The sequence below is a fragment of the Streptomyces violascens genome (assembly GCF_014649955.1).
In the GTDB taxonomy this organism is placed as follows: Bacteria; Actinomycetota; Actinomycetes; order Streptomycetales; family Streptomycetaceae; genus Streptomyces; species Streptomyces violascens.
The window spans coordinates 76042-93887 of record NZ_BMUA01000003.1; the positions used below are offsets into that span (position 1 = coordinate 76042).

General features: G+C 71.8%; 15 protein-coding genes and 1 tRNA gene. 8 read left to right on the top strand and 8 right to left on the bottom strand.

Features of this window, described 5'->3' with window-relative positions:
• Positions 1-193 precede the first annotated feature (193 nt).
• A complete protein-coding gene (hutU, locus tag IE206_RS08740; protein WP_189961481.1) occupies positions 194-1852 on the bottom strand; it encodes a urocanate hydratase in 1659 nt (552 codons plus the stop codon).
• A gap of 115 nt (positions 1853-1967) precedes the next feature.
• On the opposite strand from hutU, the gene IE206_RS08745 reads away from it, so the two are divergent.
• Positions 1968-3347 (top strand): type III PLP-dependent enzyme domain-containing protein, encoded by a 1380-nt coding sequence (locus tag IE206_RS08745; protein WP_189961482.1) that lies wholly within the window; start codon positions 1968-1970, stop codon positions 3345-3347.
• Positions 3348-3365: 18 nt separating this feature from the next.
• Here the strand turns inward: IE206_RS08745 and IE206_RS08750 are convergent, their stop codons facing one another.
• The 3 genes from IE206_RS08750 to IE206_RS08760 form a co-directional block, all read right to left on the bottom strand.
• On the bottom strand, positions 3366-3932 hold the full coding sequence (locus tag IE206_RS08750; RefSeq protein ID WP_189961483.1) for a hypothetical protein: 567 nt from the start codon (positions 3930-3932) through the stop codon (positions 3366-3368).
• Positions 3933-4016: 84 nt separating this feature from the next.
• Complete coding sequence (locus tag IE206_RS08755; protein ID WP_189961484.1) at positions 4017-4856, bottom strand: MurR/RpiR family transcriptional regulator; 840 nt, start codon at positions 4854-4856, stop codon at positions 4017-4019.
• Between the two features lie 31 nt (positions 4857-4887).
• A complete protein-coding gene (locus tag IE206_RS08760; protein ID WP_189961485.1) occupies positions 4888-6387 on the bottom strand; it encodes an aromatic amino acid ammonia-lyase in 1500 nt (499 codons plus the stop codon).
• Positions 6388-6529: 142 nt separating this feature from the next.
• On the opposite strand from IE206_RS08760, the gene IE206_RS08765 reads away from it, so the two are divergent.
• On the top strand, positions 6530-7975 hold the full coding sequence (locus tag IE206_RS08765) for a purine-cytosine permease family protein (RefSeq protein WP_189961486.1): 1446 nt from the start codon (positions 6530-6532) through the stop codon (positions 7973-7975).
• Positions 7962-8405: a hypothetical protein gene (locus IE206_RS08770; protein ID WP_189961487.1), complete on the top strand. Its 444-nt coding sequence runs from the start codon at positions 7962-7964 to the stop codon at positions 8403-8405. The genes IE206_RS08765 and IE206_RS08770 overlap by 14 nt, the downstream gene beginning before the upstream one ends.
• Positions 8406-8812: 407 nt before the next feature.
• On the opposite strand, the gene IE206_RS08775 is transcribed toward IE206_RS08770, so the two are convergent.
• Positions 8813-10201 carry a cystathionine beta-synthase gene (locus tag IE206_RS08775; protein ID WP_189961488.1) on the bottom strand — a complete coding sequence of 463 codons (1389 nt, stop codon included), beginning with the start codon at positions 10199-10201 and terminating at the stop codon, positions 8813-8815.
• 164 nt (positions 10202-10365) lie between these two features.
• Between IE206_RS08775 and IE206_RS08780 the strand changes: the two genes are divergently transcribed.
• The 3 genes from IE206_RS08780 (at position 10366) to IE206_RS08790 (ending at position 13930) form a co-directional block, all read left to right on the top strand.
• Entirely contained in the window at positions 10366-11352 is a 987-nt protein-coding gene (locus IE206_RS08780) for an SGNH/GDSL hydrolase family protein (protein ID WP_189961870.1), read from the top strand.
• 130 nt (positions 11353-11482) lie between these two features.
• Entirely contained in the window at positions 11483-12703 is a 1221-nt protein-coding gene (locus IE206_RS08785; protein WP_189961489.1) for an acetyl-CoA C-acetyltransferase, read from the top strand.
• A gap of 423 nt (positions 12704-13126) precedes the next feature.
• Positions 13127-13930 carry a hypothetical protein gene (locus tag IE206_RS08790; RefSeq protein WP_189961871.1) on the top strand — a complete coding sequence of 268 codons (804 nt, stop codon included), beginning with the start codon at positions 13127-13129 and terminating at the stop codon, positions 13928-13930.
• 35 nt (positions 13931-13965) lie between these two features.
• Here the strand turns inward: IE206_RS08790 and IE206_RS08795 are convergent, their stop codons facing one another.
• Positions 13966-14292 carry a hypothetical protein gene (locus tag IE206_RS08795; RefSeq protein WP_189961490.1) on the bottom strand — a complete coding sequence of 109 codons (327 nt, stop codon included), beginning with the start codon at positions 14290-14292 and terminating at the stop codon, positions 13966-13968.
• A 100-nt stretch (positions 14293-14392) separates the two neighbouring features.
• Between IE206_RS08795 and IE206_RS08800 the strand changes: the two genes are divergently transcribed.
• Together IE206_RS08800 and IE206_RS08805 are read left to right on the top strand one after the other, a co-directional pair.
• Complete coding sequence (locus tag IE206_RS08800) at positions 14393-14623, top strand: DUF4287 domain-containing protein (protein ID WP_053725101.1); 231 nt, start codon at positions 14393-14395, stop codon at positions 14621-14623.
• Positions 14624-14910: 287 nt separating this feature from the next.
• Positions 14911-16299 (top strand): glycoside hydrolase family 16 protein, encoded by a 1389-nt coding sequence (locus tag IE206_RS08805; protein ID WP_189961491.1) that lies wholly within the window; start codon positions 14911-14913, stop codon positions 16297-16299.
• A 128-nt stretch (positions 16300-16427) separates the two neighbouring features.
• On the opposite strand, the gene IE206_RS08810 is transcribed toward IE206_RS08805, so the two are convergent.
• Both IE206_RS08810 and IE206_RS08815 read right to left on the bottom strand, forming a co-directional pair.
• A complete protein-coding gene (locus IE206_RS08810; RefSeq protein WP_189961492.1) occupies positions 16428-17303 on the bottom strand; it encodes a Bax inhibitor-1/YccA family protein in 876 nt (291 codons plus the stop codon).
• Positions 17304-17458: 155 nt separating this feature from the next.
• Positions 17459-17540: transfer RNA gene (locus IE206_RS08815), tRNA-Leu, on the bottom strand.
• Between the last annotated feature and the right edge of the window lie 306 nt (positions 17541-17846).

Below are 17846 nucleotides of genomic sequence, written 5' to 3' on the forward strand. Positions count from 1 at the left end.
CGGTCGGACGCGGACCGCACCTGGCCGGTCGCGCAGGTCCCCGCGCCCCTGGCAGCACCGGGCACCGCGGCGTCTTCAGCCCCGGCGGCACTGGTTGCGGGCGCTTCCAGCCCGTCCGGCGTTTGAGGACCGGCGCCCTCGATGCGCGGCTGGGGGTCCGGGGGCGGCGCCCCCGGGGTGAGGGGTGGCGGGGTCACTCGCCCTCCCGCATCGGGATGCGGACCCCGCGCTCGTCCGCGACCCGCTCCGCGATGTCGTACCCGGCATCGACATGCCGGATGACGCCCATGCCGGGGTCGTTCGTCAGGACGCGCCGGATCTTCTCGCCCGCCAGCTTCGTGCCGTCCGCCACGGACACCTGGCCCGCGTGGATGGAGCGGCCCATGCCGACGCCGCCACCGTGGTGGATGGACACCCAGGACGCACCGGAGGCGACGTTCACCATCGCGTTCAGGAGCGGCCAGTCGGCGATCGCGTCGGAGCCGTCCAGCATCGCCTCGGTCTCGCGGTACGGGGAGGCGACCGAGCCGCAGTCCAGGTGGTCGCGGCCGATCGCGAGGGGGGCTGCGAGGGTGCCGTTGCCGACCATGTCGTTGAACATGTCGCCCGCCTTGTCGCGCTCGCCCTGGCCGAGCCAGCAGATACGCGCCGGGAGGCCCTGGAAGTGGACCCGCTCGCCCGCCATCCTGATCCAGCGGTGCAGGGACTCGTTCTCCGGGAACAGGTCCAGAAGCGCCTTGTCCGTCTTCGCGATGTCGGACGCCTCGCCCGAAAGGGCCGCCCAGCGGAAGGGGCCCTTGCCCTCGCAGAACAGCGGGCGGATGTAGGCCGGCACGAAGCCGGGGAACGCGAACGCCCGCTCGTAGCCCGCCAGTTGGGCCTCGCCGCGGATGGAGTTGCCGTAGTCGAAGACCTCGGCGCCGGCGTCCATGAAGCCGACCATGGCCTCGACGTGCCTGGCCATCGACTCGCGGGCCCGGGTCGTGAAGCCCGCCGGGTCCTTCGCCGCGTACGTCGCCATGTCGTCGAAGTCCACGCCGACGGGGAGGTACGCGAGCGGGTCGTGGGCCGAGGTCTGGTCGGTGACGATGTCGATCGGGGCGCCCTCGGCGAGCATGCGCGGGAGCAGCTCCGCGGCGTTGCCAAGGAGGCCGATGGAGAGCGGCTTGCGGGCGTCGCGGGCCTCTACGGCCAGCTGGAGGGCGTGCTCCAGGGAGTCCGCCTTCACGTCCAGGTAGCGGTGCTCGATGCGGCGCTCGATGGCGCGCGGGTCGACGTCGATACAGATCGCGACGCCGTCGTTCATCGTCACGGCGAGCGGCTGGGCGCCGCCCATGCCGCCGAGCCCGGCGGTGAGCGTGATCGTCCCGGCCAGCGTGCCGTGGAACTTCTTCGCGGCCACGGCGGCGAACGTCTCGTACGTGCCCTGGAGGATGCCCTGCGTGCCGATGTAGATCCAGGAGCCGGCCGTCATCTGGCCGTACATGGTGAGGCCGAGGGCCTCAAGGCGGCGGAACTCCTCCCAGTTGGCCCAGTCGCCGACCAGGTTGGAGTTGGCGATCAGGACGCGCGGCGCCCACTCGTGGGTCTGCATGACACCGACGGGGCGGCCGGACTGGACCAGCATCGTCTCGTCCTGCTTGAGCGTGCGCAGCGTACGCACCATGGCGTCGAAGGAGCGCCAGTCGCGGGCGGCCTTGCCGGTGCCGCCGTAGACGACGAGCTTGTCGGGGTGCTCCGCGACCTCGGGGTCGAGGTTGTTCTGGAGCATGCGCAGCGCGGCTTCCTGCTGCCATCCCAGGGCGCTCAGTTCCGTGCCGCGCGGTGCCCGTACGGGGCGGGGTCCTGACATGGCGATGCCTCCTCGTGACCTGATCCAGATATTCACATCCTGTGTCACTGAATAGAACTAGTCAATAGAGGCGTACCCTCTGCGCTCGGGGCCACCCGGTGATTGGCTTGATCGCATGACTTCCCAGGCAACGTCCCGCACCGCCAAGGCCGCCGCGGCGGAGCGCCGCGAACAGGCCGTGCGGGCCGCGGTGGAGCAGGGCCTGGCCGGGCCCGACGTCCCCATCGTCGCCCTCCTCGACACCACCGGCATCCGCGCCGGCGCCGCCGCCCTGCAAGCCGCCTTCGCCGCCGTCACCGACGCCCCGGTGCTGCACGCCTTCGCCGTGAAGGCCTGCCCGCTCGTCCCCGTCCTGCGGCTGCTGCTCGCCGAGGGCCTGGGCGCCGAGGTCGCGAGCCCGGGCGAGCTCGCGCTTGCCAGGGCCGCCGGGATCCGCCCCGCGGCCACCGTGCTCGACTCCCCCGCCAAGACCCCGGCCGAGCTGCGCGAAGCCCTGGCGCTCGGCATCGCCGTCAACGCGGACAACCCCCAGGAGCTGGCCCGCCTGGACGCGCTGATCTGCCCCCAAGGCCTTGAGGGCCAGGGAGGTACCCCGATCGCGCCGAGCACCTCGCCCCTGGGCATCCGGGTCAACCCGCAGCTCGGCGCGGGGTCCATCGACGCGCTGTCCACGGCGACGGCCACGTCCAAGTTCGGCGTGGCCCTGCTCGACGAGGGCGCCCGGGACTGGGTCGTCCGGGCGTACGCCGAGCGCCCCTGGCTGACCCGGCTGCACACGCACTCCGGGTCGCAGGGCGTGGCGCTCTCCCTCATGGCGCGGGGCGTGCGGGCCGTCTACGAGCTCGCGGAGGAGATCAACGCGGCGGTGGGCCGGCAGCAGGTCGACACGATCGACATCGGCGGGGGCCTCCCCGTCAACTTCGGCTCCGACGAAGAGACGCCTACGTACGACGCGTACGCACGCCTTCTCAAAGAGGAGGTGCCGGGACTGTTCGACGGGCGGTACGGCCTGGTGACCGAGTTCGGCCGCTCACTGCTCGCCAAGCACGGTCTCGTCCTCGCCCGGGTCGAGTACGCGAAGAGCTCGGGCGGCCGCCCCATCGCGGTCACCCACGCGGGGGTGCAGATCGCCGCCCGCACCGTGTACGCGCCCGCCTCCTGGCCGCTGCGGATCGAGGCGTACGACGCGAAGGGACGCCCCAAGCGGGGCCCGACGGTCGCCCAGGACATCGCGGGGCCCGCCTGCTTCGCCGGGGACCTGCTCGCCGAGAACCGCCCGCTGCCGCTGCTCGACCAGGGCGACTACACCGGAGTCCTGGACACGGGCGCGTACTACTTCGCCCACCACTACTCCTACAACTCCCTTGCCCGGCCCGGGATTTACGGCTTCACGGCCACGGCGGACGGGGTGGAATTCGCGACGGTGCGCAGCCCGCAGTCCCTCGCGGACCTGGTCGAGGAGGCGGGCGGCGCCCACGCGGACGCCCTGCTCTGAGCGTCCGGACCCGGCCCCTCAGCGGCGCCGGGCGCCGCCGGGTGCCGCGTCACCCGCGCCGAGCCCGGTCGCCCGGAAGCCCCGCACCTTCTTGCCCACCGGCGCGCCCTTGGGCACCCAGTCCGTGCGGACCCAGACCAGCGCGTCACGCGTACGCTCCAGGCGCCCCAGCCAGCCTGCCTTCAGCCACAGGCCCGCCCCCGCGCCGGCCATCAGCAGGCCGCCCGCGCCGGGCAGCGCGAAGGAGGAGCCCGCCGCCGCGAGGAAGCCGAGCAGCAGCCACCAGCGCCAGGCCCGCCGCCAGGTGCGTACGGTCACCGATCGGTCCTGGAGGAAGTCGGCCTTGGCGGCACGGGGCGCGGCCTTCGCGAAGTGCGTGTAGCGCCGGCGCCTGGCCAGGAACACGACGGCGGCGGCCACGATGAACAGCGCGGCGCCCGCGAGCAGCCCGATCCGGCGGCCCGTCAGGCTCACCGGGAACACCGCGCCGAGGCCCGCGGCCAGCAGGCCGAACCACCACAGCGGGGCCGCCCCGGCCCGTACGACCACCGCCACGCGCGCCAGCGCCTGCCCTCCGCGACCCACGTCCCACCTCCACGCGCTCGAATACTGGCGCGGAGGTTAGCCGGGCAATCTGAGCGGTTCATTAGAGGCCGCGCGCCAAAGGGGCTATTCGACGAACAGGCCCCGCGCCGCGGCCTTCGCGTCGAACTCCTCCAGGCGGGCCTGCGCGTCCGGCAGGTCGTCGCACATGGCTTCCAGGAGGACCCGGCCGAGCAGCATCGGCGCACACGCCGTGTCGAAGGCGAGGCCGGTGCCGACGGCCGCCGGGATCAGCAGGTCGCTGTACTTGGCGACCGGCGCGAACGCCGAGTCGGCGACCGTGACCACGGTGAGCCCGACGGACTGCGCGTACGCCAGCGCCTCCACGACCTCCTTGGGATGGCGCGGCAGCGCGAAGCACAGCAGCGCCGAGGCCCCGGCCCGCAGCGCCGCGTCGATCCGGTCGGCCAGCATGGTGCCGCCCTCGTCGAGCAGGCGGACGTCGGGGTGCACCTTGGCCGCGAAGTAGGCGAAGCCGCGGGCCTGCGAGGAGGCCGCGCGCAGGCCGAGCACCGGCAGCGGCCGGGAGGCGGCGAGGAGGCGGCCCGCGTCCTCGACCGGGCGCGGATCGGCGAGCAGCCCGGCCAGGTGCTGGAGGTTCTCGATCTCGGCGAGGACCGCCTGCTGGTACTCGTTGTACGAGGTCTCGGCCTCCTCGCCGGTCGCGGCAGGGGCGACTTCGCGCAGGTGGCGGCGGAGCGCCGGGTAGCCGTCGAAGCCGAGGGCGACCGCGAACCGGGTCACCGACGGCTGGCTGACCCCGGCGAGTTCGGCGAGTTCGACGCTGGACAGGAAGGGCACGTCGGCGGCGCGGCGCACCATGCAGTGCGCGATGCGCCGCTGGGTCGGGGTCAGCCTGCGCCCCTCGAAGAGCTGTTGCAGCCGTGCGGCAGGGCCCTCGCTCATGCCGTCCCCCTTCATGCCTTCAGGTCCTTCTTCATGCGTACAGGTCCTTGAACCGGTCGAGCAGTGCGGCCGCCCGGTCGACGTCCGCGGTCAGCGGCCGGTCGGTGACGTCCTCGTCGAGCACGGACTCGGCGAGCGCGAACGCGCGCCCGACCGGAAGTTCCGGGTCAGGGCGCAGGTCGCGCTGGCGCAACGCCCTTACCGCCGCGACGAGTTCGCACCCCACCACCAGCCGCAGCGCCCCGGCAAGCCGCAGTGTCTGGCGGGCCGCGAGCGAGGCGAAGCTGGCCTGCTCCTCGACGCCCCGAGAGAGTACAGCGTGGCCCAGCGAGGCCGGGGCGGCGAAGGCCCGCAGATCACCGAGGGCGGCGCCGGCCGCGTACTCCAGGATCATCACGCCCGACGAGGCGGGCTCGGCGTCCGCCAGGAACGGCTTCAGGCGGGTGTAGGCGGGCTCGTTGAGGGCGGACAGGCGCGAGGTGGACAGGCGGGCGACCTGGGTGACGGCGAGCCTGAAGTGGTCGAGTGCCAGGGCGAGTTGGGCCAGGTAGAAGCCGCCGTGGTGGTAGGCCGCGAGGTCGTCGGGCGAGATCAGAGGGTTCTCGGCGGCCGCGTTGATCTCGATCGCGAGGACCCGCTCCAGGGCGTCGGCGGCGTCGTGCGCGGGCCCGTGGATCTGCGGCAGACAGCGGAAGCCGTACGGGTCCTGGATGCGGCCGAGCGGAGGGGTGGGCCGCTCGGGCGCCCCGAGCAGCGCACGCATGCGGGCTGCGGTGGCGTACGAGCCGGGGTGCGGGCGCGCCGCGTGCACGGGCTCCGCGTAGGCCTCGTAGGAGCCGTCGACGGCGAGCAGCGAGAAGGCGCCCACGATCTCGGTGGCCGACACCAGGCGGCGCAGCTCGTCGAGGGCGAGCGCGGACTGGCCGAGGGTGAGGGCGTTGGAGCTGATCAGGGCCAGCGCGTCGTTGTTGTCCAGGGGCTGCGCCTCGGGCTCGGGGCCGCCCCGCCAGGGGTGTTCCCCGGCGAGCGCGAGGCCGACCTGGGCGAGGGCGGCGATGTCGCCGGTGCCGACCGAGCCGAACTCGTTGACCACCGGCTGTGCCCCGGCCTCGAGCGCCTCGCACAGGGCGGTGACGACGGTCGGGCGAAGGCCGGCGCCGCCCGCGAGCAGCTGGTTGGCCCGCACCGCGAGCATCGCGCGGACCTCGCGGGCGGGCAGCTCCTTGCCGATCGCCCCCGCGTGGCTGCGCAGCAGGCGGAGCCCGTGGCTCGCGGCGGCCTCGGTGGGCACGGCCTCGCTGCGGTTGGCGCCGACGCCGGTGGAGCGGCCGTACACCCGCCCGGACGCGGCGAGTTCGCGCGCGGTGTGCCAGGCGTGCTCGACGCGCCGCATCGCCTCGGTGCCGGGCACGGGCCTCGCGGCTCCGTCGGCGAGGCGTACGACGTCGGCGACGGGCAGGGTCTCGCCGTCGAGCACGACGATCCCCGTCGGCGAATCCTGTGAGGCGTCCACGACGTGGGACGACAACATGCGCGAACACCACCATTTCCGGACGCGGCATCAACGGCCCGGGCGTGAGCCATTGACAAGTTATTCAGACACCCAGAACTCTGCATGACGATATACAGCCGGGCAAGCCTTCACCGCCTCCTCGTCGCGAAGGAGCACCCCCATGACCGCATCCCCCGAACCCCCTGGGCCGGGCGCCTTTCTCGTCGAGCGCCGTTCCATCGACGTCGTCCCGGACGACGAGCGCCACGGCAGTGCCTTCAGCCAGTTCACCCTGTGGCTCGGCGCCAACCTCCAGATCACCGCCGTCGTGACCGGCGCCCTCGCGGTGGTCTTCGGCGGCGGCGCGTTCTGGTCGCTGATCGGCCTCCTCGCCGGCAACCTCCTCGGCGGCGCCGTGATGGCCCTGCACTCGGCGCAGGGCCCGCGCCTGGGGCTGCCGCAGATGATCTCCTCCCGGGCCCAGTTCGGCGTGCGCGGGGCGGTGGTGCCGCTGCTCCTGGTGATCGTCATGTACGTCGGCTTCTTCGCCAGTGGCAGCGTGCTCGCGGGCCAGGCGACCGGCGAACTCACCCACCTCGGCGAGACCCCCGGCATCGTGATCTTCGCCCTGGTCACCGCCGTGACGGCGACGATCGGCTACCGGGTGATCCACGCGCTCGGCCGGGTGGCGAGCGTGATCTGCGCGCTGGCCTTCGTCTACCTGGGCATACGCCTGCTCGACGGGATCGACCTGACGGCCGTCCTGCACGACCGCGCCTTCCACCTCCCGATGTTCCTGCTCGCGGTCTCCCTCTCCGCGTCCTGGCAGCTCGCGTTCGGCCCGTACGTCGCGGACTACTCGCGCTACCTGCCCCGCACGACCAGCACCCGCGCCACCTTCTGGTGGACGCTGGCGGGCTCGGCGCTCGGCTCCCAGTGGTCGATGACCTTCGGCGTCCTGGTCGCGGCCACCGCGGGCGACGCCTTCCTCGCCAACCAGGTCGGGTACGTCGTCGGGCTCGGCGGCACCGGCCTGACCGCCTCGTTCCTGTACTTCACGATCGCGCTGGGCAAGCTCACGATCAACGTGCTCAACACCTACGGCGGGTTCATGTCGATGGTGACCGGCGTGAGCGGCTTCCGCGCCCAGAAGACGATCGGGCCGCGCGCCCGCGCGCTCTACATCGGCGGCATCATGCTGGCCGGCACGGCGGTGGCGCTCGCGGGCAAGGACACGTTCCTGGCCTCGTTCAAGGACTTCCTGCTCTTCCTGCTGACCTTCTTCACCCCGTGGTCGGCGATCAACCTGGTCGACTACTACCTGATCTCCCGCGAGCGCTACGACATCCCGGCCCTCTTCGATCCCCGGGGCCGCTACGGCGCCTGCCGCTGGGACGCGCTGTCCGTGTACGTGATCGGGGTGCTCGCCCAGCTCCCGTTCCTGGCCACGGGCTTCTACACGGGCCCGCTGGTGGAGCGGCTCGGCGGCGCCGACATCTCGTGGATCGTGGGGCTCGCCGTACCGGCGGCGCTCTTCTTCGTGCTGGCACGAGGAAGAAATACGGGGGGTACCCCCCGTGCGGACGAGGCCTGCGCTCCGTACCGTCAAGTGCATGGATGTCCGTGACACCGAGCCCAGGCCCAGCCTCCTGAAGGACGCCGAGCTCAAGAAGGAACTCGACGCCACCCTGCACGCCCGCAGGGACCTCGGCCCCGAGTACGAGTCCGCGCTCGTCGACTCCTTCCTGGAGAAGGTGGAGCAGCGGGTCGACGGCTCGGTGGACCGGCGGGTGCGGCGGCAGCTGGCGGAGCAGCAGATGGTCGTGGCCCGCGGCGGCCGCCCGGACCGGAGCGGTCCCGAGAGCAACTTCGGCGAGCGCTTCGGCTTCGCGATGATCTCGCTGATCCTCGCCGTACCGCTGTCCGCGATCGGCGGGGTCAACGCCGGCTTCAAGGGCCTGGTGGTGACCTGGCTCGGCATCGTCGCCGTGAACGCCGTGCATGCGGCGCACCGCTGGCCGTGGCAGCGCATCCGGCGCTCCCGCGAGGACGACTGAGCCACAACTGCCGTACAGGAACGTCGGGTTGAGTCCCCGCCGCCCCCGGAGGCCAGAGGGGCCGTCAGCCTCGGAAGGGTGATCGCGGGGACCGCCGCACCCCCGGTCGCCCGGGGGGCGGGACGACGGCGGTCCCCGCGAGGGACACGGTCCGGGTCAGGTCCGGCCTCCGCGTCCTGGGCGTACGGGGGAAAGTCCGGGAGCCGCTCCGGAGGTTCCTCGACGCCGCTGGTGGCGTCGGCCGGGGACCCTGCCCGGGCCCCCTGCCGACATCCATCACTGTGCACGAGCCGTGTTAAGCGGGTGCTGCGCGCACATGTCGCGCTCGTACCAGTTGCGCGACTTCGGCTGCTTCGCCGACTCCCGCCTCCCGCACGGGAGTCACGGGAGCGGCGGCAGCCCCCCGACTACTGCGGGGTGCGGGCCAGGAAGGCCAGCAGGTCCTGGCGGCTGACCACACCCGTCGGCTTGCCCTCGACGATCACGATCGCCGCGTCGGCCTTGCCGAGCACGGACATCAGGTCGCCGACCGGCTCGCCCGAACCGACCTGCGGCAGCGGCGCGCTCATGTGCTTCTCCAGCGCGTCGTCGAGCGAGGCGCGCTGGGTGAACAGGGCGTCGAGCAGCTCGCGTTCGACGACCGAGCCGATGACCTCGGCGGCCATCACATCGGGGTGACCCGCGCCCGGCTTCACGATGGGCATCTGCGAGACGCCGTACTCGCGGAGCACCTCGATGGCCTCGCCGACCGTCTCCTCGGGGTGCATGTGCACCAGCGAGGGCAGGTGGCCGGCCTCCTTGAAGCCCAGCACGTCGGAGACGCGCGCCGAGGGACCGGCCTCCTCCAGGAAGCCGTAGTCCGCCATCCACTCGTCGTTGAAGATCTTCGACAGATAGCCGCGGCCGGAGTCCGGCAGGAGCACGACCACCACGTCGTCGGGGCCGAGGCCCTCGGCGACCTTGAGCGCGGCCACGACGGCCATGCCGCAGGAGCCGCCGACCAGGAGACCCTCCTCCTTGGCCAGCCGCCGGGTCATCTGGAAGGAGTCCTTGTCGGACACCGCGACGATCTCGTCGGTGACGTCCTGGTCGTAGGCGGTCGGCCAGAAGTCCTCGCCGACTCCCTCCACGAGGTACGGACGCCCGGAGCCGCCGCTGTAGACGGAGCCCTCCGGGTCCGCGCCGACGATCCGCACCTTCCCGTCGCTGGCCTCCTTGAGGTAGCGGCCGGTGCCGGAGATGGTGCCGCCGGTGCCGACGCCCGCGACGAAGTGGGTGATCTTCCCCTCCGTCTGCTCCCACAGCTCGGGACCGGTGGTCTCGTAGTGCGAACGGGGGTTGTTCGGGTTGCTGTACTGGTCCGGCTTCCAGGCCCCCGGCGTCTCGCGCACCAGGCGGTCCGAGACGTTGTAGTACGAGTCCGGGTGCTCCGGGTCGACCGCCGTCGGGCAGACCACGACCTCGGCGCCGTACGCCCGCAGTACGTTGATCTTGTCCGTGGAGACCTTGTCAGGGCAGACGAAGATGCACTTGTAGCCCTTCTGCTGGGCCACGATGGCCAGGCCGACGCCCGTGTTGCCGCTGGTCGGCTCCACGATCGTGCCGCCGGGCTTGAGCGCGCCGGACTGCTCGGCCGCCTCGATCATGCGGACGGCGATCCGGTCCTTCACCGAGCCGCCCGGGTTGAAGTACTCGACCTTGGCCAGGACTGTCGCCTGAATGCCCTGGGTCACACTGTTGAGCCTCACCAGCGGGGTGTTGCCTACGAGGCTGATCATCGAGTCGTGGAATCGCACCGTTGTCTCCGGGTCTCCGATTAGGTACCGCCAGCGTATGCGGACCACGACGGGGTGTTCACCTTTGCGCTGGATTGAGCGACACCCGCTACCGGGCAGTTAGCTGGTGTACGACGGCAAGCTCCAGGGAGGTGGCGGTGGCCGGGACTCTGTCGAGAGCCAGGGTGGCACGGCGGATCGCGACGGGCGCGGCGTTCGGCGGCGGCGGCATCGGGCTGCTCGCCGGGGCCGCGGTCGGCGTCGTCCTGGCCGAGGTGGCGCTCGCGAAACGCTCGGTGGGCAGCGGCTCCCCGCAGGCCCCGAACGCGGACGGGCTGTACGGAACGGCCTTCGCCAACGGTACGCAGCCGCTCAGGCTCGGCATGCTGGGCGACTCCACGGCGGCCGGACAGGGGGTGCGAAGAGCGGGCCAGACCCCGGCCGCGCTGCTCGCCTCGGGCCTCGCGGCGGTCGCCGAGCGCATGGTGACGCTGCGGAACGTGGCACTGCCCGGAGCCCGCTCGGACGACCTCGAACGCCAGGTGTCCCTGCTGCTCGACGACCCCGCCCGCGTCCCCGACGTCTGCGTGATCATGATCGGCGCGAACGACGTCACCACCCGGATGGCGCCCACGACCTCGGTGCGCTACCTGTCCACCGCCGTACGCCGTCTGCGTACCGCCGGGGCCGAAGTGGTCGTCGGGACCTGCCCCGACCTCGGCACCATCGAGCCCGTCTACCAGCCGCTGCGCTGGCTGGCCCGTCGTGTCTCGCGCCAGCTCGCCGCGGCGCAGACGATCGTGGTGGTGGAGCAGGGCGGCCGCACGGTGTCGCTCGGCCATCTGCTCGGCCCGGAGTTCGAGGCGAACCCCCGGGAGCTGTTCGGGCCCGACAACTACCACCCCTCGGCCGAGGGGTACGCGACCGCCGCGATGGCGGTGCTGCCCACGCTGTGCGCAGCCCTCGGCCTGTGGCCCGAGTCCGACCACCCCGACGCCTCGCGCGACGAGGACATCCTGCCGGTGGCGAAGGCGGCCTCGGCCGCGGCGGCCCAGGCGGGCACCGAGGTCACGGCGGCCCGCGCGCCCTGGGCCCTGCTCAAGCACCGGCGTCGGCGGCGGCTTCCGGCCCCGGTGGAGCCGACCCGCAACGGCTCGCACACGAAACGCTGATGGCTCCCGGGCAGCCCCCTGAGCAACCGCTTAGAAAAGAGTCCCGCATCACACGCCACGCCGGATGACCAATCCAGTACGTACGGGTAACTTCCCAGGGAGTCCTGCCTTCCCATCCCCTGGAGCCGTGATGCCCGAAGCCGTGATCGTCTCGACCGCCCGCTCCCCCATCGGCCGCGCCTTCAAGGGGTCGCTCAAGGACCTCCGCCCCGACGACCTCACGGCCACGATCATCCAGGCCGCCCTCGCCAAGGTCCCCGAGCTCGACCCGCGCGACATCGACGACCTGATGCTCGGCTGCGGTCTCCCCGGCGGCGAGCAGGGCCACAACCTGGGCCGCATCGTGTCCGTGCAGATGGGCATGGACCACCTGCCGGGCTGCACGATCACCCGGTACTGCTCGTCCTCGCTCCAGACCTCCCGGATGGCGCTGCACGCCATCAAGGCGGGCGAGGGCGACGTGTTCATCTCGGCCGGTGTCGAGATGGTGTCCCGCTCGGTCAAGGGCAGCAGCGACGGCCTGCCCGACACCCACAACCCGTTCTTCGCCGACGCCGAGGCGCGCACCGCCGCCGTCGCGCAGTCCGAGGGCGCGAGCTGGCACGACCCGCGCGAGGACGGCCTGGTCCCGGACGCGTACATCGCGATGGGCCAGACGGCCGAGAACCTCGCCCGCCTCAAGGGCATCTCGCGGCGCGAGATGGACGAGTTCGGCGTGCGCTCGCAGAACCTCGCCGAGGAAGCCATCAAGAACGGCTTCTGGGAGCGCGAGATCACCCCGGTCACGACGCCGGACGGCACCGTGGTCAGCAAGGACGACGGCCCGCGCGCGGGCGTCACCGTCGAGGGCGTCCAGGGCCTCAAGCCCGTCTTCCGTCCGGACGGACTCGTCACCGCCGGCAACTGCTGCCCGCTGAACGACGGCGCCGCGGCCCTCGTGATCATGAGCGACACCAAGGCGCGCGAGCTCGGTCTGACCCCGCTGGCCCGCATCGTCTCCACCGGCGTCACGGGCCTGTCGCCCGAGATCATGGGCCTGGGTCCGGTCGAGGCGTCCCGCCAGGCGCTGAAGCGCGCCGGGCTCACCGTCGACGACATCGACCTCTTCGAGATCAACGAGGCCTTCGCCGCCCAGGTGATCCCGTCCTACCAGGACCTCGGCATCCCGCTGGACAAGCTGAACGTCAACGGCGGCGCCATCGCGGTCGGCCACCCCTTCGGCATGACGGGCGCCCGCATCACCGGCACGCTGATCAACAGCCTCCAGTTCCACGACAAGCAGTTCGGTCTGGAGACCATGTGCGTCGGCGGCGGCCAGGGCATGGCCATGGTCATCGAGCGCCTCAGCTGAGACCGCAGCCGACCTCGGGCAGATCCTAGGCCCCGGCCTCGGCCAAAAGAGGTCCCGGGCGGCCGGAGCGCTGCGTTGACGCATGGTCGACGCAGTGTTGACGCTCCGGCCGCCACAGGTTGAACGCACAGGGCGACCCTCGGCCCCCTGACCTGGGCTCCCGCGTCCCACAGGTCGCTCACAGCCAATCGTTCCGCGTCCTAACCGTGACCGAATCTCCCCCAGGATGTGACGTATCTCCCGCGGGAAGGATATTTTCCCAGGTCAGCGTCGGTGCGGCGCTAAACCCCAGGCCCAAAGACCTGTCCATTTCGTGACGTAATGCACTGACACCGGGCACGGGCTCACGACAAGCTGATGTAGGAAGTCGGGGAATCGTTTGAATCCGGGAGTAAGTCAGTGAGCGCCATGCCTCTTGCCCTGCTGCTGACCACGGCCGCTGCCACGGCCGTGGGCGCCGCTGCCCTGCACGCCGCCCACGGGCTGCGCAAGCAGGTCGTGGCTCTGCGCGAAGACCTGGCAGCCGCCCGTGCCGAAACCCGCGCCGAACACAGCGTCTCCCTGCCCCAGCAGGCCCGCGCCGACGCGACCCCGGCCGCCGAAATACGTGCCGCCGTCGCCGAGGCCCTCGCCGAGGAGCGGGAGCGCGAGCTGGCCGAGGCGCGCGCCTTCTGGGCCGCCCAGGAGGCCAGGGACGCCGCCGACGCGCCCTCGCCGATGCTGGGCGGGCTCGCGGGCCTCGGTGAGGACGCCGCGTTCTTCCTGCCCCGCCAGGCGGACTTCGTGGGCCTGGAGGCCGAGGCCCTGGAGATGGCCGAGGCGCTGGAGACCGCGGAGGAGTTCCCCGAGGACTCCCCGGAGCTGGCCGCGGCCCGCCGCCGCCACCCCTCGCACCCCGACTTCGTACCGGTCCAGACGCCCGTCGTCGCCGACCACGAGGCCACGGTCTCCCGCCTGGAGGAGCTCGCCGAGTCCCGTACCGCGCTCGCGGACGTACGCCCCGGGCCCCTCGGCACGCTCGACGTGTACGTCTTCGCCGACGGCACCACGCTCTGCATGACCCCGGGCCACCGCGAGACCGCGGAGCGCCTCGCGGACGCCCTGCGCGACGGCGACGCCCCGGTGCTGCTCGGCGGCTCTGGAGTGTCCGGCGCGTACGCGCTGACCTTCTCGTGCGGCGAGGAGAGCGTCTACATCCTCGCGGACCGGGTCATCGCCTCGCGCTGACCCTCCTGCGGAGGCGGGACCCAAGGGGTGTCCCCCTAACCGAAGGCCCGTTTCCCCGCGGCTTCCACCAGCTCCACGGCCCCGTCCGGCTCCCCGCCGGGCGGGGTCTTCGCCGTGCGGAGCGCCTGCGCCAAATCCCGTCCGGCGACCATGACTTGGTCCGCCACGGCGAACACGCCCGCGTCCGGCATGATCCGCGGCTCGCGCCCGGCATCCTCGACGCGCTGCGCGCGGACGGCCAACTCCCGGGCGAGCGCGAGCCCTTCGGCCGCGGCCCCGCGCCGCAGCCGGCTCTCGGGAGCGGCACGCAGCCGGTCGGCGAAGCGGTCCACGGCCAAGATCAACGGGTTCACATCGAGCACGCCGCGACCCTACGCGCCTCCCCCGCACTGTTGCCAATACGCGAACCCTCAGGCACGGTGCAGTGAAGGACCAGTAAGCGCAATGCCTCCGGAGGCGCCGATGTCCCAAGTCTTCTCCGAAGAGACCCATCGCAACCTGCTCTCCCGCATCCCCCATTGCACCGGTCGTGAAGTGTCCGACTGGCTCCGCACCGTCGAGGAAGGCCCCTCCCTCTTCCGTTTCGAGGAGAAGGTCAGCTGGCTCCGGAGCGAGCACGATCTCGCCTATGGGCACGCCAAGGCGATCATCCATGAGTACGACCTGAGGCGGGCCGCGCGCCGCCTGCTCTAGCTCCGGGAGGAAATGTTCCGCTGCCGAGACGATCCACTCGGCTTCCAGGCTTCCCGAGGGGAAGCGCACCGCCCCTTCGCCCCGCCGACGACCAGGCCGGCGGGGCGAAGTGCGGCCGGGGCGCGCACGACACCTCGCGTGCCTTCAGTAGGTGAACTCCCCATCCCCACAAGGGCTTTCACCGCTTTACCTCTTGACGCTCCGGACGACGGGGAGCACAGTGACCGCGCAGCCCGTCGCTGAGAGCGCTCTCAGAGCGCTCTCTTTCCGAGAGAGGCACCCCCCACATGCGCCCGACGTCCCACAGACGCAGCCCGGCCAGGCGAGCCGTGATCGCCGTGCTCTCCACCCTCGGCCTCGCAGCGGCCTCCGCCGCGCTGGTCGCCCTGCCCGCCGACGCCTCTGCCCCGCCGCCCCCGGCGGGCTGGTCCACGGTCTTCTCCGACGACTTCGACGGGCCGGCCGGGTCCGGCGTGAACACCGCCGACTGGCAGTACACGACCGGCACCAGCTACCCCGGCGGCCCCGCCAACTTCGGCACCGGCGAGGTCGAGACGATGACCTCGTCCACCAGCAACGTCTCGCTCGACGGCGCCGGGAACCTGCGCATCACCCCGCAGCGCGACGCCTCGGGCCACTGGACGTCCGGCCGCATCGAGACCAAACGCTCCGACTTCCAGCCCCCGGCCGGCGGCAGGCTCCGCATCGAGGCGCGCCTGCGGATGCCGGACGTGACGGGCCCCGCAGCCAAGGGCTACTGGCCGGCCTTCTGGGCCCTTGGCGCGCCCTTCCGCGGCAACTGGTGGAACTGGCCCGGCATCGGCGAACTCGACGTCATGGAGAACGTCCAGGGCCTCAACAACAACTGGTCCACCATGCACTGCGGCACCAGTCCCGGCGGCCCCTGCAACGAGACCACCGGCATCGGCGGCCAGAAGGCCTGCGACGGCACGACCTGCCAGGACGGCTTCCACACGTACGCCGTCGAATGGGACCGCTCGGGCCCCACCGAGCAGATGCGCTTCTCCCTGGACGGCGTCGGCTTCCACACCGTGAACCAGAACCAGGTGGACGCGACGACCTGGGCGAACGCCACGAACCACGGCTACTTCGTCATCCTGAACGTCGCCATGGGCGGCGGCTTCCCCGACGCGTTCGGCGGCGGCCCCGACGCGGGCACCCAGCCGGGCCACTCCCTGGTCGTCGACTACGTCACCGTGCAGCAGTCGGCGGGCTCCGGCTCCACCACGCCGCCCGCCGGAAACCGGGACGCCTACAGCACCGTCCAGGCCGAGTCGTACGACCAGCAGTCCGGACTGACGAAGGAGACCACCACCGACAGCGGCGGCGGCCAGGACCTCGGCTCGGCCGCGAACGGCGACTGGGCGCTCTACAAGGGCGTGAACTTCGGTACGACGGCGGCCAGACAGTTCTCCGCGAGGGTGGCCAGCGGGGCGGCGGGCGGCGTCAGCGGCCTGGTGGAGGTACGCCTGGACAGCCCGGCCGCCGCGCCCGTGGGCAGCTTCGCCGTGGCCAACACGGGAGGCTGGCAGAGCTGGCGTACGGTGCCGGCGAATATCAGCGGGGTGACGGGAACGCATGATGTGTATGTGACCTTCAGCAGCGGCCAGCCCGCGGATTTCGTCAACCTGAACTGGTTCACCTTCGCCCACTGAGGGGCCCCAGCCCCATGCCCCGGGGCTCCGCCCCGGACCCCGCGGGCGTGGGGATCAACGGCGAGGGGCCCCGCCCCGGGCGTCATGCCCGGGGCGGGGCCCCTCGGTACGAAACGGCGGCGCGGGCGTCAGTCGTTGCCCTGCAGGATGGAGATCAGCCGCAGCGCCTCCATGTAGATCCAGACCAGGGTCATGGTCAGGCCGAAGGCCGCCAGCCAGGACTCCTCGCGCGGAGCGCCGTAGGTGACCCCGTCCTCGACCTGCTTGAAGTCGATGGCCAGGAAGCACGCGCCGAGGACGATGCCGATGATTCCGAAGAGGATGCCGAGGCCACCGCTGCGGAAGCCGAGACCGTCACCCCCGCCGATCGCCGAGAACAGCAGGTTGACCAGCATCAGCAGCATGAAGCCGATGGCCGCGGCCATGACGAAGCCGGTGAAGCGGCGGTTGACCCGGATCAGCCGGGTCTTGTAGGCGATGAGCACACCGGCGAAGACCGCCATCGTGCCGAGCACCGCCTGCGGGACCGCGCCCGCCGACACATACGTCGTGACGGCCGAGCTGATCACGCCGAGGAAGATGCCCTCGAAGGCCGCGTACCCGAGGATCAGCGCGGGCGTCGGCCTGCGCTTGAAGGACTGGACCATGGCGAGGATGAACGCGATCAGCGCGGCACCGATCGCGATGCCGTACGACTTGCCGATGTTCGCCGTGTCGACCGGCAGCGCCAGCCACGCCACGACCGCGCCGGCGACGACCGTGCCGAGCGTGATCGCGGTACGCGTGACCACGTCGTCGATCGTCATCACACCGGAGCGGGCCGGTGCCTGCGGCACACCCTGCTGCGTGTCCTGCTGGGCGTACGGATTCGTCGCGTACGGGTTCGTGGGCGCCTGCGCGTACGGGTTGCCCCCGGCCTGCGGCTGCTGCGCGGTGTTGAAACCGGCGTAGCCGTTGTCGCGGCTGAAGCCCCGTCGCGAGAAGACCGGGTTGCTGCTCCTCATCTCACTCCTCCATGGCCACCGTGCGCGGCCTTGTCGTCCAGAGTAATGGGCTCGCAAAGAAACCGACGTAATGCCTAGGGAGGATCTTCACGCGTGAAGGAGGGGGGTGCAAGGGTCCGACGACCCGACGCGCGGGAAGCCGGAATCTGCGTGAGTGCCCGGAGCCGGACTCGAACCGGCACGGCCCGAAGGCCAGCGAGGTTTAAGCTCGCCGTGTCTGCGTTCCACCATCCGGGCAAGGGCGCGCGGCTCCGCGTTTCGCGGGACGAGCCTAGCCCGACGCATCCCCCGAACAGCGGAACAACCACCCGATGTTGTCTTATTTTATTGACGCCTGAGGGTGCGTCAGCACAGCTCGGGGCGGTGTTGGCACATGCCGGAGGCGGTTGGCAGGGGCGTCCGGGGTGCCCGGAATACGGGTCCGGAATGACGGAAAGTCGATGCCCGGTTCGGCCCCGCACCTGACGCTGGCACAGTTCGCGGGAGCGCGGCTGGAGCGGTGGCGGAGTCCGCGTCGATCCCGCGCGCCTCTCAGGGGTGCCG